This window comes from Oleidesulfovibrio alaskensis DSM 16109, from assembly GCF_000482745.1.
Classification (GTDB): domain Bacteria; phylum Desulfobacterota; class Desulfovibrionia; order Desulfovibrionales; family Desulfovibrionaceae; genus Oleidesulfovibrio; species Oleidesulfovibrio alaskensis.
In genome coordinates, this window is the sequence record NZ_AXWQ01000004.1 from 360,889 (window position 1) to 385,800 (window position 24,912).

Consider the following 24,912-nt stretch of genomic DNA (forward strand, 5'->3'; position numbering starts at 1 on the left):
GCGGACACCGCTTCCGGGTCCGTTCTGTGCAGACTGACGGTGCAGACTGCCGCCGCAGCCTTCCTTGCGCACCTGTCCGTTATGACTTATCTGTGTGCCAGACACGGCAGCAGCGGCACCGGCCCTGCCGCCCCCGGACAAACAACAACATCAGGTGACATCATACCTCATGATTCATTTTTCCTTTACCGATTTAGGCTATGTCTACATGCTGCTTATCTGGCTTATCGCCCCGGCCATCGGCATATACCATGCCCGCAAAAAAAATCTGAATCCCTATTTCTGGGGTTTCATGTGCTTTATCATCCCGCTGTGCGTCTTTGCGGTGGTGGGCATACGGGCAGCCGGCGAACCGGTGCCCGCCATGTTCCGGGAAGAAGACCCCGCGGCGCAGGAAGACGGACAGCAGGCAGAGCCTCCCTCCGTCCCTGAAAAAAACGGAACCGCTTCCCGCAGCTGAGTCTGCTCCTTCCGTGTTGCCCTGTTTTCCACGGTGCGCCCGCTGTTGCCGCGCGCACTGTTTTTTATGAATCTATCGTACCCCGAATGCCATGCATGAAAGAACTTTCCATATAATGACCTTTGGCTGCCAGATGAACGTCAACGATTCCGACTGGCTGGCGCGTGCCCTGGAAGCCCGCGGCTTTACACAGGTTCCGGAACATGAGGCCGCCATATACATCATCAACACCTGTTCTGTCCGCGACAAACCGGAACAGAAAGTCTATTCACTGCTCGGACGCATACGCAGAGAAACAAAAAACAGACGGAATGTGACCGTATGTGTGGGCGGCTGCGTGGCGCAGCAGATAGGCAAAGGCTTTTTCAAACGGTTCAGTCAGGTCCGGCTGGTATTCGGCACCGACGGGGCAGCCAGCGCGCCGCAGGCCATCGAACGGCTGGTGCAGGAACCGCACGCCCGCATCAGCCTGCTGGATTTTTCCGAAGAATTTCCCGAACGCGATGCAGGGTGGGAAAACGGCGAAGTACCTGTCTCCGCGTATGTCAATATTATGCAGGGGTGCAACAACTTCTGCGCATACTGCATTGTGCCCTACACCCGCGGCAGGCAGAAATCGCGCAGTTCGGCCGCCGTGCTGGACGAATGCAGAACGCTGGTCGGCAACGGAGCGCGGGAAATCACCCTGCTGGGGCAGAACGTTAATTCCTACGGGCTTGATCCGCACGGCGACGGAACAACGTTTGCCCGGCTGCTGCATGACGTGGCTGCCATACCCGGTCTTGAAAGGCTGCGTTTCATGACTCCGCATCCCAAAGACATAGCCGGTGAAGTCATTGAAGCCTTCGGAGCGCTGAAAAATCTCTGCCCCAGAGTACACCTGCCGCTGCAGTCCGGTTCTGACAGAGTGCTCAAAGCCATGGGCCGCAAATACGACATGGCCCGCTACATGGACATTGTTACCCGTCTGAAAGCGGTCCGCCCCGACATTCAGATAACCAGCGACCTCATAGTCGGTTTTCCGGGCGAAACGGAAGCAGATTTTGAACAGACGCTGGAAGCCATGCGCACCGTGCCCTTTGTTCAGAGCTTTTCATTCATCTATTCCGACAGGCCCGGCACACGGGCCGAGATGCTGCCCGGCAAGCTTTCGCGCGAAGAAAAAACCGCACGGCTTGTCAGGCTGCAGGAAGTGCAGAATGAATACAGTGAAGCAGCGCTGCAGGCTATGGTCGGCAAAACAGTCATGGTGCTGTTTGAAAGCCCCAGCCCCAAAAGTGCAGCCGGTTCCGGTGCGGACGCACAGAACGCAGCGGAAGAATCGGGCCGGACGGCATCCTCATGGCAGGGACGGGACGAGCACGGCTTTATACTGAACGTACACCTGCCCGCACCCGCAGACCTGTACGGCAAAATAATGCCCGTCACAGTGACCGCCGCACGCAAACACTCGCTGACGGGCGAACCCGCGGGGGAATCATGCTGATTGAAATGAAAGTTCTGGGCCTGTCGCTGGACGAGACCAGCAAAGCCCCCATACTCATCCTGCAGCAGAAGGACGGCAAGGATGTCCTGCCCATCTGGGTGGGCGCCATGGAGGCCATGGCCATATCCATAGCTCTCAACGAGGTGGAAACGCCCCGTCCGCTCACACACGATCTCATGCTGTCCACGCTGTCTTCGCTGGGTGCCCGCCTTGTTTCCGTCAATGTGACCGGACTGCGGGAAGGAACCTACTACGCGGAACTGGAGATCACCTGCGGCAGCACCCTTTCCAGAGTGGACTCGCGCCCGTCCGATGCGGTGGCGCTGGCTCTGCGCGCCGGAGCCCCCATCCGCGTAAGTGATGAAGTGCTGCGGCTGGCCGAAGAGTCGCGCCTTAAACCGTCTCAGGGCGATCCCGCCCTGCTGCGCAGACCCGCTGACGCCGCTGCTTCTTTTCTCCGCCCCGAAGAAGCGGAAAAACAGTCCGACGAAGAACTGGAAGAGCTGCTACGCAAACTGGACCCCGTCACAAAATATAAAATGTGACCGAAGACCTTCCGGCACCGCCGGTATTCACCACAAGGACGCACGATGATAGAACTGCGAGTCTGCTCTTCTCTGAGCCGGGGAAGCATGTCTCCGGCACAGGCCGCACGCATGGGGCGCTTGGCCGGACTGCGCGCCATGGTACTGACCGAACAGGTGGATTCCGTCACCATGACGGCCACTCTGGCACAGCTGGTGCCCGCAGTACGCCGGCTGTCTCTTTTCGGCGGCATAGAAGTTATCGCCGGTTGCGAAATAGCCCACATGCCTCCCGCGCTGATTCCCGACGCGGTGCAGGAGGCCCGCTCGCTGGGCGCACGGTTTGTATCTGTGCGGGGGCAGTACCTCGGGTCGTACGCGGAAGAAGGTACTAATCTGGCAGCCATCGACGCAGGCTGCGACCTGCTGGCCGCCCCCGGCCTGATAAGTGAGGAAGAAGCCGCCTTTGCGGCCGAACGCGGCACGATGCTGGATATCACCGCCTGCGGTACGCAGGCTCTGGCCAACGGACATGTCGCCGTTGCGGCACGCGCCGCAGGTGCACCCGTTGCCGTCACGGGCGGCATATGCGAGCCGTCGCAGTTCATCAATGCCGACCTGCGGCGCGCCGTGGCTCTGGGCGCGGGAATGACTCCGCAGGAATATGCAGAGACGCGCAGCCGCACCGGCGCGCTGCTCTCCGGACTGCTGCGTTCATAGCAGCTGACCGGCATTACCCTTCTGCCGGCCGCATACGACATGCGCCACCCGAACCTATTTTCCGGACGGCCTGCAAACCCTGCCCCTCTGCTCCGGCGTCCGGTCATGCCGCCACAGCCGTCCTCTTGCCTGTCCTTAAACCTTGTCTCCGCATGCCCGCAGGTCCGGCCCGCGGGGGCTCCCGCAGCATCTCACCTGTTATAAATGCCCTCCGCGCGCAATTTGCGCATACTTGCACGCAGCAAAACTGCAGCCTGCGCATGTGCCGCCCTCAGGCGCAGCACCACCGTTTCCCTTTATTTCACACTGCCATTCATGTATGAATGCCATGTTTTTCACTCTTGCACCCCAACCCTGACCAGCGGACGCACCATGGACTTCTTACAATTTTCCATTCGCAAGCCTGTCTCCATTCTTGTGGGGGTCATTCTCATTGCGCTTTTCGGCACACTCGGACTGCTGGGCATGCCGTACCAGCTCAGCCCCACGGTAACCGAACCCGAAATAACCGTGCGAACCACATGGACAGGCGCCACGCCCTACGAAGTGGAACGTGATGTACTGGAAGAGCAGGAAAAAGCCCTCAAAGGGCTTACGGGGCTGCTGGTCATGGAAAGCACGGCTTCCAACGGACGGGGTGAAATCACGCTGCGCTTTGCTGTGGGAACCAACCTTGACGATGCAGTGCTGCGCGTATCCAACAAACTCGACGAAGTGCCTTCATACCCCGACAACGTGGACCGTCCTGTCATCTCTGCCACAGGCGCCTCATCTTCGCCCATCGTCTGGATGGTGCTCAAGGCGCTGCCGGACAATCCGCGCTCGGTGGAAACATACCGCACTTTTTTTGAAGACGAGGTAAGGCAGGATCTGGAACGCGTCAAAGGCGTGGCCGAACTGATGGTTTACGGCGGCACCGAACGTGAAATGCAGGTGATGATAGACCCTTCCCGGCTGGCCGCGCACGGTCTGACCATAAATGACCTGCGCCGCGTACTGGAAGCTGAAAACGTCAACATATCGGCAGGCAATCTGGATGTGGGGCGCCGTGCCTACCGCATCCGCACTGTGGGCAATTTTTCTTCGCCCGACGATATCGAGCAGGTTGTCATCCAGTCCACCGGACAGAACAGGATACGGGTGGGCGACGTGGCCAGAGTCAGCTTCGGGTATGCAAAGCGCACGGTGTCCATCCAGCACAACGGCGATGCCGGTATCGTATGCGGCATCAAGGCCGAGCCGGGCGCAAACGTGCTGGACGTGACCAACGACACCGAAGCTGTCGTAAACGCTCTCAATGACGGTATTCTCAAAGAAAACGGCCTTTTCTTTGAATGGTCTTCCGACCAGCGCCCCTACATCAACGGCGCCATCGATCTGGTGAAACAGAACATCATCATAGGCGGTGTGCTGGCTGTATGCGTGCTGCTGGTGTTCCTGCAGTCGGTATCATCCACCGTCATTGTGGCCGTAGCCATACCCATATCTGTTGTCGGCACATTCATTTTCATGAATCTGTTCGGCCGCAACCTCAACGTTGTCAGTCTGGCGGGCATTTCATTCGCGGTGGGCATGCTGGTGGATAACGCCATCGTGGTGCTGGAAAACATCGACAGGCACAGAAGCATGGGCAAGTCTCCCTATAAGGCCGCCTACGAAGGCACACGCGAAGTGTGGGGGGCGGTGCTTGCATCCACGCTAACCACGGTGGCGGTGTTTCTGCCCGTGGTCTTCATAGAACAGGAAGCAGGCCAGCTTTTCAAGGACATCGCCATCGCCGTCACCTGCGCCATCATTCTGTCACTGTTTGTTTCCATATCTGTCATCCCCATGCTGGCAAACCTCTTTTTTTCCTTTGCCCGCAAAAAAGGCCCCAGAAAAGGCATAGCAGCCGTCAATGCCGCAGGCAGAGGTTTTTCCGCTGTCATGATGGGCATTGTGCGCATGGCCCTGCGCAATGCGCTGACCAAATCGGTAACTATTCTGCTGCTTACAACCCTCTCGGTAGGGTCGGCAGTGCTCTTTTTTCCCAAAATGGAATACCTGCCGCAAGGCAACAGAAACCTTGTGCTTTCCATTCTCATACCGCCTCCCGGCCTTTCCATGGAAGAACGGCAGGACATCGGCCAGTACATCTACGCGCAGGCACAGCCCCATGTGCAGCAGGACACGGGAGGCATTCCCGCCATCGACAACCTGTTTTACGTGGGTGCGCCTGATTTCATGATGTTCGGTGCCACCAGCATGTACGAACAACGCGCCGGCGAGCTGGTGCCGTTGTTCAGCCGCATCATGAATTCTATTCCGGGCATGTTCGGCGTCAGCCTGCAGGCGGGTATTTTTCAGACTTCGCTGGGTAAGGGCAGAACCATTGAAGTGGACCTGCGGGCCGCAGACCTTGACCAGCTGGTGGCCGGTGCGGGGGCGCTTTTCGGCACGCTGATGGCCGAAATTCCCGGCGCCCAGATACGCCCGCTGCCTTCGCTGGAGCTGCTGTTTCCCGAAGTGCGCCTGATCCCCGACCGCGAACGGCTGCGTGCCGCTGGCATGAGTGCCGAAGATCTGGGCATTGCCGTAGACGTGCTGATGGACGGCAGAAAAATCAGCGAGTTCAAAGAAGAAGGCAAAAAGAAAATCGACCTTGTGCTCAAAACCGATGATACGGCGCTGAGCACCCCGGAGGCCGTATACAAAGCGCTGGTGGCAACACCGGCCGGCGGTACGGTGCCGGTTTCTTCACTGGCGCTGCTGGAACGTACCTACGGCATAACCCAGATACGGCATCTGGAACGCCAGCGTACCGTCACCCTGCAGGTGACGCCCCCGAAAGACGTACCGTTGCAGCAGGCCATGGAACAGATAGAAAACGACATCATTCCTAAACTGGAAAAAGGCCCCCTTGCCGGAATCAAATCGTCCATATCCGGTGCTGCAGACAAACTGACCCAGACCCGCAACGCCCTGCAATGGAACTTTCTGCTGGCGCTGGTTATCACCTACCTGCTGATGGCGGCTCTTTTCGGCAACTTTGTCTACCCGCTGCTCATCATGTTCACTGTTCCGCTGGCCGCAGCCGGCGGTATCATCGGGCTGCGTCTTGAAAACCTGCTGGTAGCCCCGCAACCCATGGACGTACTGACCATGCTCGGATTCATCATTCTTATCGGGGTGGTGGTCAACAACGCCATTCTCATCGTCCATCAGTCGCTGAACAATATCCGCGAACTGGGCATGGACCCGCAGCAGGCCATACGCGAATCCGTACGCACCCGCCTGCGGCCCATTTTCATGAGCGCGACCACCTCGCTTTTCGGCATGCTGCCGCTGGTGGTTGCGCCCGGCCCCGGGTCCGAACTCTACCGCGGTCTGGGTGCCGTAGTGCTGGGCGGGCTTGCCATTTCCACTCTGTTCACCGTGTTCGTGGTGCCTGCCCTGCTTTCTTTCTTCATCGGCATGGAAAAAACACCACCGAGGTACGAATAGCACGAAAACAGCCTCAACCCGTTTTTCCCGTACAGCAGCTCTAAAGAAAATCTGCCGGCTGCCGATTGCATAGGGTGTGGTAAAGCGCGTAACAGTCCGCACACGGACTACTGCGGAGTACACTCATGCTCGATTATTACCGTTTTAAACAGGTTCATGAACTGTATCTGAAAGGCCGCCCCGAAGAGGCGAAAAGCCTGCTGCAGGAACTGCAGACCAGCTATGTGGCGGCATGTGACGAAAACACGATGCTGAAAGCTCAGGTGCAGGAATACGAAGATATTTTATATATTTCTAAAAATCTCGTATTTGACGGTGCCAGCTACTGGCTGCAGACAGGCAGTATACGGCAGGGGCCGTTCTGCCCGGAATGTTATAACAAGGACGGCCTGCTGGTCAGGCTGGCCGAACAGGGCGGAGAGTGGCGCTGCCACCAGTGCGCATCAAATTTCGGCTACGAACGCACACTGAACCGCCAGCCGGAACGACCCGCCGTTGCGATGAGCCAGCGTATCGCCAAGGTCATTCCGTTGTACAAATAGGCTCGGATTGCGGGAGGGGATGATGACGACCATCAACCCGGGGGATCGCATATGTCATTCGAGCGCCTGTATATCGCCACAGGCTTGTTCTCCATACTGGCACTGGTATCTCTTGCCTGCAAGGTATGGGGATGACCCGAAGTCCCGACCGCCCGCTTTGCGGGCGGTTTTCTTTGTACAAGGCTAAAGCCGCCGCAGCTTCAGCCGATATGATTGTCAGTAACGGCCGCTCTTCTCTCCCCCTTGCGGGCGGCACGGCAACAGGCTGACCATCATGAATGAATCTACGGCGCGTACGGCGCCTGCATTTTCCGCTTCTTCCGGCAACGGGTTTGCGGCGCTGGCCGTTTCTGCCAGCACCGGTGTTCTGTCGCTGGACAAAGCCTCGCTGCGCAGCTGCGGCATACGCACAGTGCACACGTTCAGTTCCGGTGTGCAGGCCGCGCAGTGGCTGGATACCGAAAGCACACGGCACAGTCAGACCCACTGGGCCGGTGTAGATGTCATCCTGTGTGACGACACCCTGCAGGATATGTCCGGTCTTGAATTCAACGCCATACTGTCAAGACACCCCCTGCTGCAACGTATCCCTGTCATTCTGCTCAGCGCCTCCGCCACGCGGGCATCGGTTGCCCGGGCACTGCAAAGCGGCTGCTGCGGCATGCTGCTGCGGCCCTATACCATGGAACGCTTTGCAGCCCAGATGCAGCGTGCCCGTACCATCATGCGCAGAAACACCGCCGCCGCCCTGCTGATGCACACAGGCGAACAGACGCTGGACAAAAAACAGTTCGACGAAGCGCTGGCCGCATTTACCAGCGTACTGACGGCGCGCGGCGAACCGGATGATGAGTATTTTGCCAGAGGCATGGAATACCTTTCCGAACAAAGGTACGACGCGGCACTGAAAGCTTTCGGCCATGCCGCCCGCATCAACATGCTGCACGCCGAAGCCCTGAACGGAATGGCCCGCTGCTGGAAAGCCAAGGGTAATACCGATAACTATCTGCGGTGTCTCAAACTTGCCGGAGAAGCCCACCTGCGATGTGAACGGTTCCGCGAAGCCCGCACGGTATTTGCCGAACTGATGCAGGTGAGCGGCACAGAAGCCAACCCTATGCTCCAGAGTGCCGCGGCACTGGTGCGTGAGGGCAGGCTGTCAGTGGCCGCGGGGGCGTTTCTGCACGGTTCGCTGCTATCGCCCGAAATCCCGCTGCACGAAAGCGTGGCAAGGGCCTGTCAGTTCACTTCGTGCCCGCAAAGCGCCATGGAACAGATATGCTGCGCCATTGAAACCATTGCAGGGCCTTCGCGTGCAGAACCGCTGCGTAAAAGGCTGCTGGCGCCCGCTCCGCAGCGGCACGACTCCGCGCCCCGCAGCGAAAGCCACTTTCCCCGCCTGGAAGAAATTGTGGCAGTGGCACGGCACACCATACGCCTGTACAGGCAGTCCGCGGCCTAGGCCCCATAGCAAAAGACGCCGACCCTCAGGGCCGGCGCCTTCATAACCTCACCGGGCCGTTAGGAATGCGCTCTGCGCATCCCGTCTGTATGGCTGCGATTACTCAAAAAACCGGTGCTTGATGTTCTGGCCGTCCACAATAAACACAACGGCTTCGGCAATATTGGTGGAAAGATCGCCCACGCGTTCCAGCGCACGCGAAACAAGAATGGTATGCACAGCCCGTTCAACCGCGGGGCTTTCTTTCGACATATAATCCATAAGCGCCTTGAGCAGGTCGACCTCCAGCGCGTTGCACTTCAGATCCATCCTGCACACTTCAAAAGCCGTCTCAACGTTGCTGTCACGGAAACACGCCAGCGCATGGGCAAACATGTTTCCCGCCACATCGGCAAGCTCTGTCAGCTTCTCACTGAACGGCAACGGCGGGCGCGATGCCAGAAACATTGCCTTTTCCGCTATATTCACGGCTTCATCGCCTACACGCTCCAGATTGATGCTGACCCGCTGTATACCCACCACAGTCCGCAGGTCCACAGCCATGGGCTGTTCCAGCGCAAGCAGTTTCAGGCTCAGATCATCAATCTCGCATTCCATCATATTGATATCGCGGTCATGATCAATGACATACTGCGCCAGCTCATAATCGCGCTGGTGAAGCGCCTTGACGGCAGTTTCGAGGTTCCGCTGGGTATATGCCGCCATCTCAAGCAGCTTGACGCGCAGAGTGGCCAGTTCCTGATGAAAATGTGTTGCCTTGGGCATAAGGTGCTCCTGCTAGCCGAAGCGCCCGGTTATGTAGTCTTCGGTCTGTTTGTTGCCGGGCCGCGTAAACATCACTTCGGTGTCGCCCGTTTCGATGAGACGGCCCATGTAGAAAAACGCGGTCACATCTGACACGCGCGCTGCCTGCTGCATGCTGTGGGTCACAATAATTATCGTGTACTTCTGCTTGAGCGTGTGAATAAGCTCTTCGATTTTCTGCGTGGCTATGGGATCAAGAGCGGATGCAGGCTCGTCCATAAGCAGCACTTCCGGTTCCACGGCAAGCGCACGGGCAATACACAACCGCTGCTGCTGCCCGCCGGAAAGTCCCAGTGCCGAATCATGCAGCCTGTCTTTCACTTCATCCCATAGCGCCGCATGGCGCAGGCTTTCTTCCACCTTATCTTCAAGACAGTTTTTATCTTTAACCCCGTTCACCCGCAGACCGTAGGCCACATTTTCGTAAATGGACTTGGGAAAGGGATTGGGTTTCTGAAACACCATGCCCACACGCCGACGCAATTCCACCACATCAACCTGCGGATCATAAATATTGTCATTATCGAGGCATATCTCACCCTCGACCCGCGAAATGGGAATAAGATCATTCATCCTGTTAAGACAGCGCAGGAACGTGCTTTTGCCACAACCGGAAGGCCCTATGAGCGCCGTCACCTGATTGTTGCTGAATTCCAGACTGATGTCGTGCAGGGCCTGAAAATCTCCGTAAAAGAAGTCCAGTCCCTTCGAATGCATCTTTGTCAAGCTTGCCATGTGCTTACCGTCACTCCGGTTATTCTCTGAAGCGATACCCAACGCCGCGTATGGTTTCGATATACCCGGCATAGTCGCCTATTTTCTGGCGCAGCCTGCGCACGTGGGTATCCACAGTGCGGGCATAACCTTCAAATTCATATCCCCAGACCGTGTTCAGCAGCTGGTCGCGGGTCCGCACGCGTCCCCTGTTGCGTACCAGCTCGAAAAGCAGCTTGAACTCGGTGGCGGTCAGGGTCACCTCATCGCCGTCAATCTCCACCCGGTGGGCTTCGGTATCCAGACTCAGCCCGTTCACCCGCCAGCGGGTCCGTTCTTCCTGCTCGGTAAACGGCGCCCCGCGCTTAAGCACCGCCTTGATGCGCAGCACAAGCTCGCGGGGACTGAACGGCTTGACGACATAATCATCAGCGCCCAGCTCCAACCCTACGATGCGGTCTACCTCTTCGCCCCGCGCCGTCAGCATAATAACGGGCGTTTCCTGTGTTTCAGGCATTCTTTTCAGATCCTTGCAGACATCAAGTCCGCTCATGCCGGGCAACATCAGGTCCAGCACCACAAGATCCGGTTTCTCACGCATCGCCAGCTCCAGTCCGGTTTTTCCGTCCATGGCGGAAAACACCTCGAAGCCTGCGGACTCCAGCGTAAATGTGAGCAGCTGGAGGATATCCCCGTCGTCCTCGACGACGAGCAAGCGATCCTTCGCCATATCGTTCAAGCCTCCGGTTAGTTACGGAATGCCTTACAACATCCCAGAGTGACAACTTGATGGGCACATGGTTACAATCACGTTACGCCGGAGCAGCATACTGCAATGATTGTATAAAAATATTTTATTCTTGCACGACGGTAACATGTTGTAACAAACAACCGGCCCTGCCCGCCATGAAAAACGACAGCCGCTCCGGAGTACCCGAAGCGGCTGTCGTTTTTCGTGCGCAGTACGAAAACAGAATATCGTTAAAATGAAACAAGTCCCAGTTCGCGCATCCGCAGGTGGATTTCGCGGCTTACCCAGGCATCTGTGGCGGCATAACTTATCTGTTGCCTGGACAGTTCCAGATTACTCCAGTTTGAACACTGGGCAGCTTTGGAAATGCGAAATTCAAGCAGATTTGCCGCAAGGTTACGCAATCCGTGAGTTTCCATGCCCAGTTCACGCGCCACCTCGCCCAGATCGACCACTGCGGCGTCTTCAAAACAGGCCAGTTTTTTCAAATCCTTGATGTCGTCACGCACCGCAACACCGGTCTTCACGATATGCGGAGACGACAATACGTCCTGTATGCCTTCACTGAAGGCCACCCAACCAAGATGGATAAGATAGACCATATCCCGCGCCGCAAACTGGATAAGCGAAGGCAGATTCATCTTGCCCTTGCGGAACGTGGGACGGGTCTCTGTGTCAAATCCGATCAATTCTTCAGAATGCAGCGCCCGCAGCGCCGCTTCCAGCTCGTCTTCTGTACGCACAAGCGTAACAGGACCGGTATACCGCCGGAGAGGCAGTGAATTGATCTCATCCTTACTGAATTTTTTTGTATACTTTTCTGGAATATTCTTCATTGAGCAGGGTCCGGTAAGTCGTGGCCGGAAGAAGCCGGCGGCGTTCTAATACATGAAGCGCCCCCCTTCCGTAAACCCCCGGATGCCACAAACTGCGGCTACATACGCGCCACAACCAAAAAAACAGCATGCAAAGAAGCTGCAACCGCGGAAAAAACAGCCCGTGCCGTGTCTGGCCGCATGCCTGCCAAAGTCAGCTGCATTGCTGCTGGACGGCACACTGCCGTACAGTCGCGGCACAGTGTGCACGAAATTTCCGGCCGGCCTCTTTGCAGCGCTGCAGGAGTAATGGCGGAATAGCGGCACACCCGCATGCATGCGCCGCACTGCGTGCACCCCTGCCCCACGCGCATGCGCCACGGCGAAATCCGGCCCGCCAGAGCCGCCACCATACCAAGCGGACACCACACCGAGCAGTGCACCATACGCCCGGCCCGGCGGCTGAAATAAACCATCACCCCCACGCTGCACAGTCCGAAAAAAAACGCCGCCGTCGCTGCAGTAAAAGAAGAAGCCCCTGCCATGCGCAGCAGCACCGCACCGCCGAACACAACACCGGCAAGCATCCCGCGGTACAGCACACGGGCCCTGCGCGATACCGGCGCCTGAGCCCCCTGTGCCAAACGGCTGCACCGGTCATCCCACGCCCCCACATAGCAAAGATGGCTGCACCACGCAGGCCCCAGCAGCAATACCGAAACACCGAACAACCCCAGCATGAAAAAGCCGTCGCCTCTGAATAACGGTGCCGCTACAATCAGCGCAGGCACCGGCAGATGCAGATTGCCCGTCATAAGCAGCATGTCGGCCCCCAGCAGTCCCAACGCCAGCTGACCGAAAAACACCGCAGAAAACAACGCCCATATCCGCGGGCGCACAACCCGCGAAGAAGCAGGGGCATACAGCAGACGGGCAACCCATGCGGCATATACCGAAGCCGCCAGCATCTGCACCCATCCGGCCCCCGGCCAGAAACGGTCGGCCAGCAGCGGCATAACCGAGGCGGCCCTGTGCCGTACCGCCCACAGCAGCGCAAAAGCCATCAGGCAGGCCGCAACCTGCAGTCCCGCCGTCTGCCGGTGACGGCTGTACCGGCGGGCCGCGGCCTTGCCCAGCAGAAGCAGCATGGCCCCGCCGGTGAAAGCTATGACCGCACCCATGATGACCGCGGGTCGCACCCAGTCCGCACCGTCTGCAATGCGCCCCTGAACAAGCAGGGAAGCCGTATGCGCCCAGCTGTAGCCCGCGCCGGTCAGCAACACCGCCCCTGCAGCACGCAGCCAGGCACTGCGCAGCCACAGCAGCATGGCGGCAGCGGCCAGCGCTGCGGCCAGCCAGATATGACCGGCGCGCAGCCAGTGAGCGGCAAAAAGCAGTACGGCAAGACAAGGTGCCACAGGCAGCAGCCACAATGTCACGGTGCCGCAGACCGTCAGGTCATCGCGTCCTGCAGACATAGTCTTCAAACTCCTGCCGCCTGCTTTCCACTAATGTGCCGAACCGCAGACCGGCTTCGTAGTGCAGCATGTAAAAATCAAGACTGCGTCTGAGAATTTCAAGAGCAGATGCGCCATCGTAAACACCGGGCAGCGGTGTGGCCAGACGCGGTCTGCGTCCCAGCCGGCCGCCCGCAATCACACGCAGCCCCTGCCGGCGGCAGCTCAGCGCTTTTTCCGGACAGCGCAGCAGACACTGCCCGCAATCAATGCACCGCAACGGGTCAAATGCAGGTACGCCGGAGCCCATGTCTATGGCGTCATCAGGGCATGCCGCGGCACAGCGCCCGCACCCCGTGCACACGTTTTCGTGCACGCCGGGCGTGCACACACTGATAAATCCCATATCGGCGATATGCGGGCGCGCGCAGCCGTTAGGACAGCCGGACACCGCCACACGGAAAACATGGTGCCGGCGCAGAGGCCCGCGCAACGAGTTACGCAAAAAAGCATCCCATGGTGATGCCTGAAGCACTCTGTCCACCTGAGCGGTAAATCCTTCGGGCACATGCAGCCCGAAACGGCAGTTTCTACCCTGCGCTCCCCGGCAGGCGGTCACTTCCGCAGTCTGTGTCACTAATTCTGACATGTCAGCTCCATCATGATGTTATACAGGGCAGGCAGGCAGTGTATCGCCCGGCAGAGCCTTGTCTGTGATGCAGGTCACATTGTCTGCACACAAAAAAAGCCCGTCCTGCACGGACGGGCTTGCACGGCGGCAGAATCACTTGCCGATGCAGAACGAATCAAAAATCCTGTTCAGAATATCATCCGGCGTGGTTTCGCCCGTGATTTCTGAAAGAACCGAGCAGGCAGACTCAAGGCGGACTCCCGCAAGGTCATACGGCACTCCCGAAACGATATCGGCAGCCAGCGCTTCCAGCTCTTCAAGCGCGCGCCGCAGGGCTTCCGTCTGGCGCAGGTTGGGTGCCATATCCGATGCGGCAGCATCTGCGGTCAGCGCGTTGCTGCGGCGCAGCACCATCTCGCGCACGGCTGCGGCCAGAGAATCCATCCCCTTTCCTTCACGGGCAGATACAGCCACATAAGGGCGACCGGCAAGTGACCGGACACACCTGTCCAGTTCATCCTCGGTCGCGGCATCGGTCTTGTTCAGCACAACAAGTACAGATCCGGCTTCCATGGCGGCCATAAGTTCCTGCTCATGCGGGCCGGTGCCCAAACGGGAATCCACCACCAGCAGCACCAGATCAGCCTGAGCGGCAAGGTCACGGCTCATGCGCACACCTTCCTGCTCCACGATGTCGCCTGTCTCGCGCAGACCGGCGGTATCAACCAGACGCACGGCCAGCCCGTCCAGCGTAATGCTTTCTTCCAGAAAATCACGTGTGGTGCCGGGAACGTCCGTCACTATGGCCCGCTTTCTGCCCAGCAGGGCATTAAGCAGACTTGATTTGCCGGCATTCACCTGTCCGGCCAGCACCACCTGAGCTCCTTCACGCCAGCAGCGGGCCCGCTCGTAGTTACCGATAAGCTTGCGGATAGCATCCGCAGTTTCTTCAACTGCGTGCATAAAATCGGCCGGGGCAAGACATTCCACTTCATCCTCTGGAAAATCGACCGCCACACACAACTGCACACGTACCAGTTCAAGCCGTTCGCGCAGGGCGTTTATGTGTCTGCCAAGCATGCCGTCAAGACGGGCCTGCGCCAGCCGGACGCCTTCCGCCGCCGGGGCCGCTATCATCTCGGCCACAGCCTCAGCCTGCGTCAGGTCCATGCGACCGTTAAGAAAAGCCCGTCGGGTAAATTCGCCGTGCGCCGCGGGCCGTGCGCCCTGCCGCAACACCGCATCCAGCACCGCGGCAAGAATGGCAGGCCCGCCATGGCAGTTGATTTCCACCACATCTTCACCGGTAAACGTACGCGGTGCAGGCATGTGCACCGCCAGCACATCGTCCAGAATCCTGCGCTGCGGCGTACCGTCATGAATGCGCCCATGATGCAGCACCCGCGGTCGGAAACCGCTGAAACCGGGCGATGTGGAGTCGAACAGGGCTGTAAGTATGGCATGGCTGCGCGGACCGCTCAGCCGGATGATGCCCACCCCGCCCTGCCCCAGCGGGGTGGCGACGGCGGCTATGGTATCTGTTCCGTGATGCTGTGACATGATGCTGTGTTCCTGAAAAAAATGAACCGGCGTTGAATGGACGCCGGAAACAAACCGTTGCGGCACGGCACGGGCGTACCGGCTGACTATACATAAAAAGCGGAGGAAAATCCTGTGGACTTTCCTCCGCATATCTTCGGCTGGCGGCGGGTTAGCCTTTGCGCCGGCGCAGGATGACCACCCTTTTCATGGGGCCTTCACCTTTGCTTCGGGTCTGGATTTCTCCATCTTCCTGCAGTGCAAGGTGCACTATGCGCCGGTGATAGGAACTGAGCGGACGCGTGGACTGGGGTTTGCCCAGCGTTTTTGCCCTGTCGGCAAGATGCAGTGCAAGATCGCGCAGCTTGTCGTCCTGACGTTCGCGGTAGTCACCGGTATCCAGCTGGATACGCACCGGGGTTCCCAGCTCCTTGGCCACAATGCGGTTTACCAGATACTGGAACGAAGCCAGCGTCTGACCTTCGCGCCCGATGAGCAGCCCGGAATTGTCACCGCAGTCTACAGAAACCTTGACGCGGTTGTCGTCGATGCGTGCGGCAAGCTGCACCTCTCCGATGACAGGCAGAATAAGTTTTTCAACGGTTGTCTGCACCAGCGAAAGAACTTTTTCCTGATCCAGATCGGCCAGATTGACGTTGCCGGCAGAATCGCCGTTGTCTTCGTCACCGTTCTGACTGTCATCAAAATCGTCGTTCTGCAGCCCTTCGGGCAGCAAGTCTTCCGGCGCAGCGTCCGGGGCGGCGTTTTCATCCTGACCGCGGGAAGCGTCGTCGCCTCTGCTCCCTGACTTGCGGCGCGGACGCGGACGCCGTCTGCGCGAACGGCTGCGGCCGTTTTCATCTTTTTCCGCCGGTTCTGCAGCAGACTGTTCTGCTGTTTCTTCCGCCTGCGGGGCTGCCGCAGCAAAAGCTGCACCTGCAGCGGCTTCTTCAGCTTCACCGTTTCCGGAAACAGGCCCCTTGCGGACGTTACCGGCTTTAGGTGCGCCGCCGGAAGCGCCCTGCTCTTTTCTGCCCCTGCTGCCGCGCCGCGAACGCGATGAACGGGGTCTGGACTCCTGTCCTTCTTCCGTTTCCGGACGTGCGGTGTTTTCCGGCTGCGCCTGTTCGGCGTCTTTTTCAGCCTTTGCGGGGGCGGAATCCTGACGGGGCTTTTTATCCGTCTGCTTACCTGCGGTATCTCTGGTGTCGCGCTCCTTTCTGGCGGATTCATCCTTTCTGGACTGTGAATCCTCCCGCGACATAAAGCCCGTCGAACGGCCGCGCTTGTCGGCCACGGGCTGGTCGAACGACATTCTTCTTGCCCTGATGCGCGCTTTGCGTGCGCCCACAAGCCCGAAAATTCCGGACTTGGCATCATTCAGAATATCAATCTCCAGTTTTTCCCGTTCGGTATCAAAGTGGCGGCATGCCTCCCTGATGGCGTCGTCCAGACTTTTGCCCTGAAACTCCTTGAATTCATCCATTTATTCACCTCGAAGTCAAACGCAGTTGTCAGGCGAAGCCTAGGACTTGCGGAGCATCCACCACTGCTGTCCGATGGAAAGCACGTTGTTGACGAGCCAGTACACCACAAGCCCTGCGGGGAAGTTGAGGAACATGAAAGTAAAGACAACGGGCATGAACATCATGATCTTCGCCTGAGTGGGGTCGGCGGGCGCAGGAGTGAGCCGCTGCTGCAACAGCATGGTGGCACCCATCACAACGGGGGTGATGTAGAAGGGGTCCTTGGCCGACAGGTCGGCCAGCCACACGATGTCGGTAAAAGGCAGATGCGCGATGAAAGGCGCATGACGCAGCTCGATGGCGTTGAGCAGGCCCTGATACAGACCCAGAAAAACCGGAATCTGAAGCAGCATGGGCAGACACCCGCCCGCGGGGTTGACCTTGTAGGTCTTGTACAGCTCCATGACTTCCTGATTCATGCGCTGACGGTCGTCCCCGTATTTTTCTTTGATTTTCTGCACCATGGGCTGCAGCTTTTTCATCTGCTCCATGGACTTGTAGCTTTTCTGCGACAGAGGCCAGAAAAGCAGCTTGACCAGAATGGTCAGGATGATGATGGCCACACCGTAGTTGCCGGCATAAGAGTAGAAGAACTTCAGGCCGGAAACCAGCGGTTTAGCAAGGAAGGTGAACCAGCCGTAGTTGAGAGCCTCATCAAGATGATAAGGCATGGCGGCCAGTCTGTCGCTTTCCTTGGGACCAATGTAGTAGCCGATGCCGAACTCGGCAGAGGAACCGGACGCAATGGAAAGAGAGCTGTTTTCCACCACGGAACGGTACACACCGCCTTCCAGCACGCCCTTGAAAGGCAGCGCGCCTTCGGCGGGGGCCATGACAGCCATGAAATAGTTGCACATCACGCCGCCCCAGTTCACGCCCTCGTCAACCTTGACGCCGGTTTCGCGCAGATCATCGGCAGATGTTTCCTGATGAAAACCGTCCTGATACCACGCCATGCGGGTCAGGTTGTAAGCGCCGCCCTCGGGGCTCAGGCTGGTCGTGCTCAGCGTCATGCCCAGACGCACGTCGCGCGAAACACCGGCAGTATCGGTCAGGCGCACCTTTTCGCTGATGAGGTAGGTTTCCGGATCAAAGCTGAGGGTTCTTTCAAACCGCACACCGTCCATTTCACCTACAAAGACCAGCTCGCCTTTGCCGGAACCGTCCAGCTTCAGGTCATCGCCTTCAAACTGCCATGCGGCCAGCTTCCACGTGGGCTGACCGTTCAGCAGCAGCCCCATGGGGGCCTTTCCGGCGGCTTCCGGCGTGACAAGCTCCACCAGCGGAGCACCTTCTTCGATGCTTTCGGTATACTTTTTCAGCCGGAAATGCTTAAGCACGCCACCCTGACTCTGAAACACCGCGGTGTACAGCGGGGTGTCCACTTTTACCTCGCGCCCTTCGGTGGGGGCAAAAGAGGATGCGGCAGGGGCGGAAGCGGTCTGCACCGGCTGCGCTACAGGCTCGGAAGCCTTCTGCTGTACGGCGGTGGCGTTTTGTTCCACAGGGGCGGGAGCAGGTGTCCAGCCCATGAACTCTGAAAGATAAGACCAGCCAATGAGAACAAAAAGGCTGAGCACAACGGCAATGATCGGACGCTTGTTTTCCATGAGACGTCAACAGCTCCTGACGCGTTTCGCGTCTTGATGTCGGGATTCTGGTACGGGGTCATAGCCACCGGCGCACAAAGGATTGCACCGGAGAATGCGCCGGAGGGCAAGAAATCCGCCTTTGATGATGCCGTGCCGCAGCACGGCTTCCGCGGCGTATGCGGAACAGGTGGGAACAAAACGGCACGACGGCGGGAATAGCGGCGAGATGAAACGCTGATAAAACCTGATGGGAAGGATCGCGATTTTGCGCAGTTCGATGGTCATGGCGTTCCGTCATTAGCCTCGCGGCACAGGCTGTCGCGGATCTCGCGCATCAGGGGCAGCAGCTCCTGCACGGCAAGATCAAGCGTTACACGCCTTGGATCGAGGCGGCGCTTGGGCACAACAACTAAGTCCATGCCCCCCGGCATATCATCCTGATAAAGGCGGAAAAATTCTCTGAGAACACGCTTTGTCCTGTTGCGGCGGACAGCGTTTCCCACCTTGCGGCTCACGGCGAGCCCGTAGCGCCACACCGGCGCGGCACCCTCTCGTTCAAGGGCAAATACGATGAAATGCTTAGAAAAGTAACGGCGGCCTGTATTGTAGCAGGCTACGTAATCAGGCCGCCGTGTCAAACGACTTGGACGAGCCAGCACTATGCAGACAGCTTAGCTCTGCCCTTGGCTCTTCTGCGGCGCAGAATAGCGCGGCCACTGGGGCTGCTGGAACGAGCACGAAAACCGTGAGTTCTTTTCCGGCGGATCTTGCTCGGCTGATACGTTCTTTTCATGGGACACTCCTTACAAAAAAATGAACGGACCTTCTTAGGAAAAAGGCTGGGCCCGCGTCAAGGATTACTTTCAAGAGAAGCCAAAGGGGTATAATGCCCGACAGCCGCACAAAAAGCAAGCAGCCGGCAACCGGTCCGGAACCGCCTCGGCCTCGCGATTGCAGGCGGTGAAGCCCGCATCCGGAGCGAAGCCTTGCAACGGGGCGGCGCATCTTCTTAGGCTGTTTTGCGCAGCAATTCAAGCAGAAAGAACGCAAAACACAACCCGCCCGCCCGCCCGCCGGCGGACACAGCCGCTGCAAAGCAGCCTGAACAGGCGCAGAAAAGCTACTTGAACGGGGCGAACCCGCCGGTAACCGTATCACCTGCTTCTTCCCGCTGTACCGGAACTTCCGGCACCGCGGATTCACCGGGCGCAAACACCCTGTGCCGCTGCGCATACCGCGACCACAGTCCGCTGTCAAAGGGCTTCGGCGTGCTGAGCAACGCCCGCACCGCACCGGTGTTGGGCACCGAAAATTCATGAGCCGCAACAATGGAACGGTCATCCAGCCGCAGCACCCGCAGCGAGACAAAAACCTCTCCGCGTGCAACCACATAGTTGCCCAACAGCACGGCCTGCGCGGCATACCGTGTTTCCAGCATTTTTGCAGTTTCACGGGTCATCATGAATTCTCCTTCATGCCGGCGCGAAACCAGTTCCGCCCCCAGCCGCACATCCATGACGCGGTATCCGTGCTGGCCCAGGCGTGATGCCACCTGCTGCGAAACCAGCCTGCCGAATGTCGATGTCTGCCCGAAGTCATTAAGCTCCACCAGCGAGGCCACCAGAACGGGACTGCGGGTACTGAGACGCCGCGCCAGCGCCGCGTGCAGTGCATCCGCTGCGGCAAAATCCGCTCTGGTCAGAAAAGATTCACTCTCTGCCTGTCCTGCGGCGCTGTCTCTGTATTCCGGCATTCTGGTGGCGGCACCGTTTACCGCCGCGCGTACCGGACTGTGCACCAGCGCGCACAGCAGCAGAGCGGTTGCCACCGCTGCCGTCAATACCTTCATGCCTTCCTGCCCGAAAACCATAGCGTGCTCACGCATTGTCTGTCGCTCCATGCGGACACCGCCGCGGTTACCGGTTCACCACACGTACCGGCAGCGCCTCGTACTCTTCCACAAAGGTGCCGCTTTCGCCGGGGGCCATATACAGCTCCCAGTCCGGGTCGTTGATGTAATAAACCGAAGAGGTGTGCACCACATACCGGTTGTTGTGCGACATGCTCACACTGATGACCACCTCGTTGTCGGAAGGACGAGCCACGGCCCCTGATGCCAGATCAGCCAGAATGCCCGCGCCTATGGCTGCGGGAATCCATTCCGATATGGATTCAAGGCCCCGCGCAGCGGAAACACCCGCCGCAATGGCTGTAAAGGTGCCCACAGGCGGACGCTGATACCGCGGCGAATGATGCACCACATACATGGCGTAATCCACGTTAACGTTATCTTTTTCCCTGTTCAGAGAAACCTGCAGGCCGCGTGAAACCAGTTCGGAAGTAAGCAGCCGGTAAAACCCCACGGCAAAAGGCCGGCTGCCGGGCGACCGCAGATACAGCGGCACCGTAAGCAGGTCGTCCCTGTCGCCCAGAGCTTTTTCAATTCTGTCGGCCACGTCTGACGCCAGCACCTGCCAGTGACCGGCAGACTGCATCTTGTACTGCGGCGTTGCCGGATACGTGGCTGCCACGGGCAGCTGAGACCGGTAGGCGGCGCAACCGGCAAGCATGAACGCGGCGAAAAATAATATAATGACATTACGCATGAAGGCACCCTGAAAGTAATCGGTGAAAACAGAGCGGAACAGAGAAAGACTCTCATACTCTGTTTCGGCACAATCAGTCCGTTACTTTAGAGACACCGGCTTCTTTACCTTGCCATCCGTCATGCATTTCCTGCGCAAAGGCTTCCAGCTCCGCCAGCAGCGCCAGGCGCAATTCTTCGGTCTGCACCCTGCAGGAACCGGAAAGAATGGCACTTTCAAGTGCAAAGGCAGCCGCCCGCAGTGCCTGCGCTCCCAGATTGGCGGCTTCACCTTTCAGCCGGTGAGCCGCAGCCCGCAGCAAATCAGGCTGCACGGCCACAGTTTCCAGCGTTTCGCGCCATGCTTTCACATCCTGCAAAAACATGCCTGCCAGATAAAGCACGTCCTCACGCCGCAGCCCCAGATGCTGTGCGGCTTCGTCCGGTGCAAAAACCGGCAGTTCCATAGGTCTTGTGGCCATCAGCCCCTCCTCGGTTTCTGCGCCCCCGCCCTGCACGGCATCCGGTCGCTGCCGGAAGACGTCATGCAAGGCCATCCTTGCACAAAATGCACTGTTATCCCCCACAAATCAACAGGAAGCCCGCCTGAGGTTGCAACAAGCGGCAAAAGCGCATAATAGGCCGCTTCTGTCATGCCGCATACGGCAGCACACAAACCCACCGGAGCAGACCATGGCCGCAAAAACAGCAAACGACCGTAAACTGAAAAAACGCATCGCACAGATAAAAAGCCGCAAGGCACAGCAGATGACGCAGAAAGGTGATTTTTCCGACCTGCTGTATACATTCTGCAGACCGCTTCTGGCTGTGCAGGACGAACTGAACGGCCCGGAAAACGCCATCGGCATGGGGGTATTTGCCTGGAACGCCGCTTTTCTGGAAAAAGACCGCTGGCAGCGAAATCTTGCCAACTCGCTGGGACAGTACGGACTTTCCTCCGAAGTGCAGGATTCGCTGACCGGCATCGTTGAAGAAATGATCCGCCAGAAACACCTGATGTATCCCGGCGACCGGCGCGTCATTGTCGATTACGATGTGCGGGTGGAAAAAGGCACAGTGCATGTCACGGCAGATTACCGCGAAGCCAGCAAAACAATCATGCCTAAATTTCAGGATATTTCCGAAGACCCCTCCGCCACCTGCACCGGACGGAACGGGCAGACACAAGACAGCGGACAGGATGTTGCGCAAACCGGACAGGACGGCTGCTGAACAAAAACTCCGCCTGCACCGGAAAAAATCATCCGCGCCGCGTCACCACGCGGCGCGTTTTTTTACACCGCTACGCGCATCCCGCCTTTTCTGCAGGCACACCGGCATGCTAGGGGCAGGCAAGCCTCCGGAGCACAGCCATATTCATCATGTCTTCTTCCGGCCCTTTTCCCTTGGGGGTTTCAAGCACCTTGGGCACATGGTGCAGCCGCTCGTCACGCATCAGCAGGCGGAAAGCCGCTTCGCCCAGTTCTCCCTGCCCTATGTGGGTATGCCTGTCTCTGCGGCTGCCCAGTCCGGTCAGCGAGTCGTTGGCATGCACCAGCCGCAGCCTGTCCAGTCCCGCACAGACATCCAGTTCACGTATGGCAGCATCATATAATGCCGCGTCTCGCAGATCATATCCGGCACCGAATGCATGCGCCGTATCAAGGCATATGCCATAGCGTTCCGGCATGCGCGAAGCTTCAATGACAGCCGCCAGTCCGGCAAATGACGCCCCCAGCATGGTGCCCTGCCCCGCCGTGTTTTCCAGCAGCACCATAACCGCGGGACTGCCGCAGCGTTCCAGCGCTTCATCCAGACGCGCCGCCGCCAGCGCGGCACCGGCTGCTTCTCCCTGTCCTTTATGCGCTCCGGGGTGCACCACAACCATTTCAATGCCCAGTCTGCCCGCACGCTGCAGTTCGTCAGCCATCAGCGCCACCGAGCGCTCAGCCCCTTCCGGCGTGTCCGCAGCGGGGTTTATCAGATACGATGCATGTGACGATACCGGATATCCGCCCCAGCGGCGCACGGCCGCCGTAAACAGCTCTGCGTCATGCTCTTCCAGCGGCGGGGCGTTCCACTGACGCTGGTTGCGTGTAAACACCTGCAGCGCTGTGGCTCCTGCTGCCTCTGCGCGCTCAACGGCCTTGTGCACGCCGCCCGCCGCGGACATATGCGCCCCGATCAACTGCTGTTGCGGCTTGTTCTGACGTGATATAGTTTCCATAATCCACCTGTGGGTATATGACTTTCCCTACCCTGTACTGAGGGAAACCCCTCATTTCCTCAAAGTATGGAACACAGTACAGTGCCCAAAATATAATTGACACGGGAGGAGGCATGAAAACCTCCGTCATTGTTTTTGTTCTGCTTCTGCTTTGCGGAGCAGGCGCATTTTTCAGCTATCTGTACCTGCCTGCATATTCGCTGCGCATACCGCAGGTGCGTATAAGCATACAGTTGCCCGACGCCGATGAAGCCCGGCCGTCCGCATACTTCACCGAAGAAGAAAGAAAAGACCTGCAGCGCATCCTTGCGCCCTACAGGGACAATATCAGCAATGTGAAGATCATGCTCGACCACTTTCACACGCCGTCGCCCGCCGACGGCATGTCCAGCTTTCAGCTGATCATCACCACGGCCGAAGGATGCATACTGCAGACCCGGCCGCAGGTCACCAGACGCATGTACCTCACATCCGACATCGACGCCAAGGTCAGACGTTCTTTTGAGCTGTTTGACAGTCTTTCACGCACCTCAACCTATCAGAAACGCAACCTTGCCCGCATTTCAGATATCTGACCAAGCCCCCCGAAGCCTCCGGCGGCATCACCTCTTGTGCTCCGTCCCCCGCGGATCGCAGGAACGCTGACGGCGTTCCGTGCTGCCGGAGGCACTTATACCGCACTATGCGGACATGCTGTACAAAAACGGCGCCTGATGGCGCCGTAATTTCATGTGGATGTTCTGCACCATCAGCTGATGTGCAGCATGGCCAGCCCGCAGGTAAGCAGGGCAATTCCGGCCCATGCACTGGGCGCCATTTTCTGCCCGAACAGCACCCAGCCGCCCAGCGAGGTACCCAGAATACCGAAACCGCCCCACATGGCGTAGGCAACGGCCAGATCCATACTGCGCACTGCAAAAGACAGGCAGACAAAAGCAAGCCCCACAGCTGCCAGCGCCATCACGCCGTACCGGCGCACGGTAAATCCCCGGGACTTTGCCAGCAGCAGGTTGGCAGCCACATCCAGTGCCGCCGCCAGCATTACCAGCAGCAGTCCTGCTGTCAGTATCGACGAAAATGTCATGACTGTTCCCCTCTGCGCGGCTGAACCACACCGGCGGGTTCCGCCTGTTGCCGGTTGCCGGAAGAAGTGCCGTGGTGCACCAGCAGCACGCCGCCCAGCACAGCACACAGCGCAGCAAAACGCAGCAGACTCATCTGTTCGCCCAGAATGAACACACTGGCGAGCGTGATGAATGCAAGTCCGACCCCCTCCCAGAAAGCAAAAGCCACCCCCACGGGCAGCGCCGTGGTGGAAAGTGAAAGCAGATAGTACGAAACACCGATGAACAGCAGCATGATCACCACTCCGGCCTCGGCCCCGAAAGCCATGCTCCAGCTTTGTGAAGCCTTCATCAGTGTGGTACCGGCCACCTCGAAAAAGACCGCGCCGGTAAGACACAGCCAGTGATACGCACGTGGTGCGGACATGATAAAATACCCTCGTGACGCGGCGCGCAGCACCGCTTCTATGTATAATTACGAAAAAAGAAAAAGAAAAAAGGACCGGTTGCGCAACGGCAGCCGTTACAGCC

General features: G+C 58.5%; 27 protein-coding genes. 9 read left to right on the plus strand and 18 right to left on the minus strand.

What is annotated here, in order from left to right; translation table 11 throughout:
- The first annotated feature begins 169 nt into the window (after nt 1–169).
- The 7 genes from H586_RS0101895 to H586_RS0101925 all read left to right on the plus strand — a co-directional run bounded on the left by H586_RS0101895 (nt 170) and on the right by H586_RS0101925 (nt 8,677).
- Nucleotides 170–460: a hypothetical protein gene (locus H586_RS0101895; RefSeq protein ID WP_011368249.1), complete on the plus strand. Its 291-nt coding sequence runs from the start codon at nt 170–172 to the stop codon at nt 458–460.
- Between the two features lie 91 nt (nt 461–551).
- Entirely contained in the window at nt 552–1,946 is a 1,395-nt protein-coding gene (miaB, locus tag H586_RS0101900; protein WP_027181226.1) for a tRNA (N6-isopentenyl adenosine(37)-C2)-methylthiotransferase MiaB, read from the plus strand.
- Nucleotides 1,940–2,491, plus strand: coding sequence for a bifunctional nuclease family protein (locus H586_RS0101905; protein ID WP_081701740.1), 552 nt, complete (start codon nt 1,940–1,942; stop codon nt 2,489–2,491). Before miaB ends, H586_RS0101905 begins: the two co-directional genes overlap by 7 nt.
- A gap of 45 nt (nt 2,492–2,536) precedes the next feature.
- On the plus strand, nt 2,537–3,190 hold the full coding sequence (locus H586_RS0101910) for a histidinol phosphate phosphatase domain-containing protein (protein WP_027181228.1): 654 nt from the start codon (nt 2,537–2,539) through the stop codon (nt 3,188–3,190).
- A 372-nt stretch (nt 3,191–3,562) separates the two neighbouring features.
- Entirely contained in the window at nt 3,563–6,673 is a 3,111-nt protein-coding gene (locus H586_RS0101915) for an efflux RND transporter permease subunit (RefSeq protein WP_027181229.1), read from the plus strand.
- A 125-nt stretch (nt 6,674–6,798) separates the two neighbouring features.
- Nucleotides 6,799–7,215 (plus strand): hypothetical protein, encoded by a 417-nt coding sequence (locus tag H586_RS0101920; protein WP_011368254.1) that lies wholly within the window; start codon nt 6,799–6,801, stop codon nt 7,213–7,215.
- 274 nt (nt 7,216–7,489) lie between these two features.
- Complete coding sequence (locus H586_RS0101925; RefSeq protein ID WP_027181230.1) at nt 7,490–8,677, plus strand: response regulator; 1,188 nt, start codon at nt 7,490–7,492, stop codon at nt 8,675–8,677.
- Nucleotides 8,678–8,776: 99 nt separating this feature from the next.
- On the opposite strand, the gene phoU is transcribed toward H586_RS0101925, so the two are convergent.
- From phoU to H586_RS0101995, 15 genes are all read right to left on the minus strand, one after another.
- On the minus strand, nt 8,777–9,442 hold the full coding sequence (gene phoU / locus H586_RS0101930) for a phosphate signaling complex protein PhoU (protein ID WP_027181231.1): 666 nt from the start codon (nt 9,440–9,442) through the stop codon (nt 8,777–8,779).
- A 12-nt stretch (nt 9,443–9,454) separates the two neighbouring features.
- Nucleotides 9,455–10,216: a phosphate ABC transporter ATP-binding protein PstB gene (pstB, locus tag H586_RS0101935; protein ID WP_011368257.1), complete on the minus strand. Its 762-nt coding sequence runs from the start codon at nt 10,214–10,216 to the stop codon at nt 9,455–9,457.
- A gap of 19 nt (nt 10,217–10,235) precedes the next feature.
- A complete protein-coding gene (locus H586_RS0101940; RefSeq protein ID WP_011368258.1) occupies nt 10,236–10,925 on the minus strand; it encodes a response regulator in 690 nt (229 codons plus the stop codon).
- A gap of 251 nt (nt 10,926–11,176) precedes the next feature.
- Nucleotides 11,177–11,782 (minus strand): 3'-5' exonuclease, encoded by a 606-nt coding sequence (locus H586_RS0101945; RefSeq protein ID WP_011368259.1) that lies wholly within the window; start codon nt 11,780–11,782, stop codon nt 11,177–11,179.
- Between the two features lie 98 nt (nt 11,783–11,880).
- Nucleotides 11,881–13,239: a 4Fe-4S binding protein gene (locus H586_RS0101950; protein ID WP_081701741.1), complete on the minus strand. Its 1,359-nt coding sequence runs from the start codon at nt 13,237–13,239 to the stop codon at nt 11,881–11,883.
- On the minus strand, nt 13,220–13,867 hold the full coding sequence (locus tag H586_RS17785) for a 4Fe-4S binding protein (protein WP_051363812.1): 648 nt from the start codon (nt 13,865–13,867) through the stop codon (nt 13,220–13,222). The genes H586_RS0101950 and H586_RS17785 overlap by 20 nt, the downstream gene beginning before the upstream one ends.
- 135 nt (nt 13,868–14,002) lie before the next feature.
- Nucleotides 14,003–15,409, minus strand: a complete 1,407-nt coding sequence (mnmE, locus tag H586_RS0101960; protein ID WP_027181233.1) for a tRNA uridine-5-carboxymethylaminomethyl(34) synthesis GTPase MnmE — start codon at nt 15,407–15,409, stop codon at nt 14,003–14,005.
- Between the two features lie 151 nt (nt 15,410–15,560).
- A complete protein-coding gene (gene jag, locus H586_RS0101965) occupies nt 15,561–16,874 on the minus strand; it encodes an RNA-binding cell elongation regulator Jag/EloR (protein ID WP_027181234.1) in 1,314 nt (437 codons plus the stop codon).
- Nucleotides 16,875–16,913: 39 nt separating this feature from the next.
- Nucleotides 16,914–18,524: a membrane protein insertase YidC gene (gene yidC, locus H586_RS0101970; protein WP_011368264.1), complete on the minus strand. Its 1,611-nt coding sequence runs from the start codon at nt 18,522–18,524 to the stop codon at nt 16,914–16,916.
- 6 nt (nt 18,525–18,530) lie between these two features.
- The gene (gene yidD / locus H586_RS0101975; protein ID WP_011368265.1) at nt 18,531–18,791 is read right to left on the minus strand and encodes a membrane protein insertion efficiency factor YidD; all 261 of its coding nucleotides are present in this window, start codon (nt 18,789–18,791) and stop codon (nt 18,531–18,533) included.
- Complete coding sequence (gene rnpA, locus H586_RS0101980) at nt 18,788–19,165, minus strand: ribonuclease P protein component (protein ID WP_027181235.1); 378 nt, start codon at nt 19,163–19,165, stop codon at nt 18,788–18,790. The genes yidD and rnpA overlap by 4 nt, the downstream gene beginning before the upstream one ends.
- Entirely contained in the window at nt 19,165–19,299 is a 135-nt protein-coding gene (gene rpmH, locus H586_RS20330; protein ID WP_081428123.1) for a 50S ribosomal protein L34, read from the minus strand. The genes rnpA and rpmH overlap by 1 nt, the downstream gene beginning before the upstream one ends.
- 327 nt (nt 19,300–19,626) lie before the next feature.
- Complete coding sequence (locus H586_RS19810; protein WP_148204146.1) at nt 19,627–20,406, minus strand: FlgO family outer membrane protein; 780 nt, start codon at nt 20,404–20,406, stop codon at nt 19,627–19,629.
- A 16-nt stretch (nt 20,407–20,422) separates the two neighbouring features.
- Complete coding sequence (locus tag H586_RS17795) at nt 20,423–21,112, minus strand: YajG family lipoprotein (protein WP_011368268.1); 690 nt, start codon at nt 21,110–21,112, stop codon at nt 20,423–20,425.
- A 73-nt stretch (nt 21,113–21,185) separates the two neighbouring features.
- On the minus strand, nt 21,186–21,572 hold the full coding sequence (locus H586_RS0101995; protein WP_011368269.1) for an Hpt domain-containing protein: 387 nt from the start codon (nt 21,570–21,572) through the stop codon (nt 21,186–21,188).
- A 211-nt stretch (nt 21,573–21,783) separates the two neighbouring features.
- Between H586_RS0101995 and H586_RS0102000 the strand changes: the two genes are divergently transcribed.
- Nucleotides 21,784–22,323 (plus strand): hypothetical protein, encoded by a 540-nt coding sequence (locus H586_RS0102000; RefSeq protein WP_027181237.1) that lies wholly within the window; start codon nt 21,784–21,786, stop codon nt 22,321–22,323.
- 109 nt (nt 22,324–22,432) lie between these two features.
- On the opposite strand, the gene H586_RS0102005 is transcribed toward H586_RS0102000, so the two are convergent.
- Nucleotides 22,433–23,317 carry a deoxyribonuclease IV gene (locus H586_RS0102005; RefSeq protein WP_011368271.1) on the minus strand — a complete coding sequence of 295 codons (885 nt, stop codon included), beginning with the start codon at nt 23,315–23,317 and terminating at the stop codon, nt 22,433–22,435.
- A gap of 113 nt (nt 23,318–23,430) precedes the next feature.
- Here H586_RS0102005 and H586_RS0102010 point away from each other — a divergent pair, with 113 nt between their 5' ends.
- A complete protein-coding gene (locus H586_RS0102010) occupies nt 23,431–23,892 on the plus strand; it encodes a hypothetical protein (protein ID WP_011368272.1) in 462 nt (153 codons plus the stop codon).
- 173 nt (nt 23,893–24,065) lie between these two features.
- On the opposite strand, the gene H586_RS0102015 is transcribed toward H586_RS0102010, so the two are convergent.
- On the minus strand, nt 24,066–24,401 hold the full coding sequence (locus tag H586_RS0102015; protein ID WP_011368273.1) for an SMR family transporter: 336 nt from the start codon (nt 24,399–24,401) through the stop codon (nt 24,066–24,068).
- Nucleotides 24,398–24,808 (minus strand): DMT family transporter, encoded by a 411-nt coding sequence (locus tag H586_RS0102020; protein ID WP_027181239.1) that lies wholly within the window; start codon nt 24,806–24,808, stop codon nt 24,398–24,400. The genes H586_RS0102015 and H586_RS0102020 overlap by 4 nt, the downstream gene beginning before the upstream one ends.
- Nucleotides 24,809–24,912: the final 104 nt, after the last annotated feature.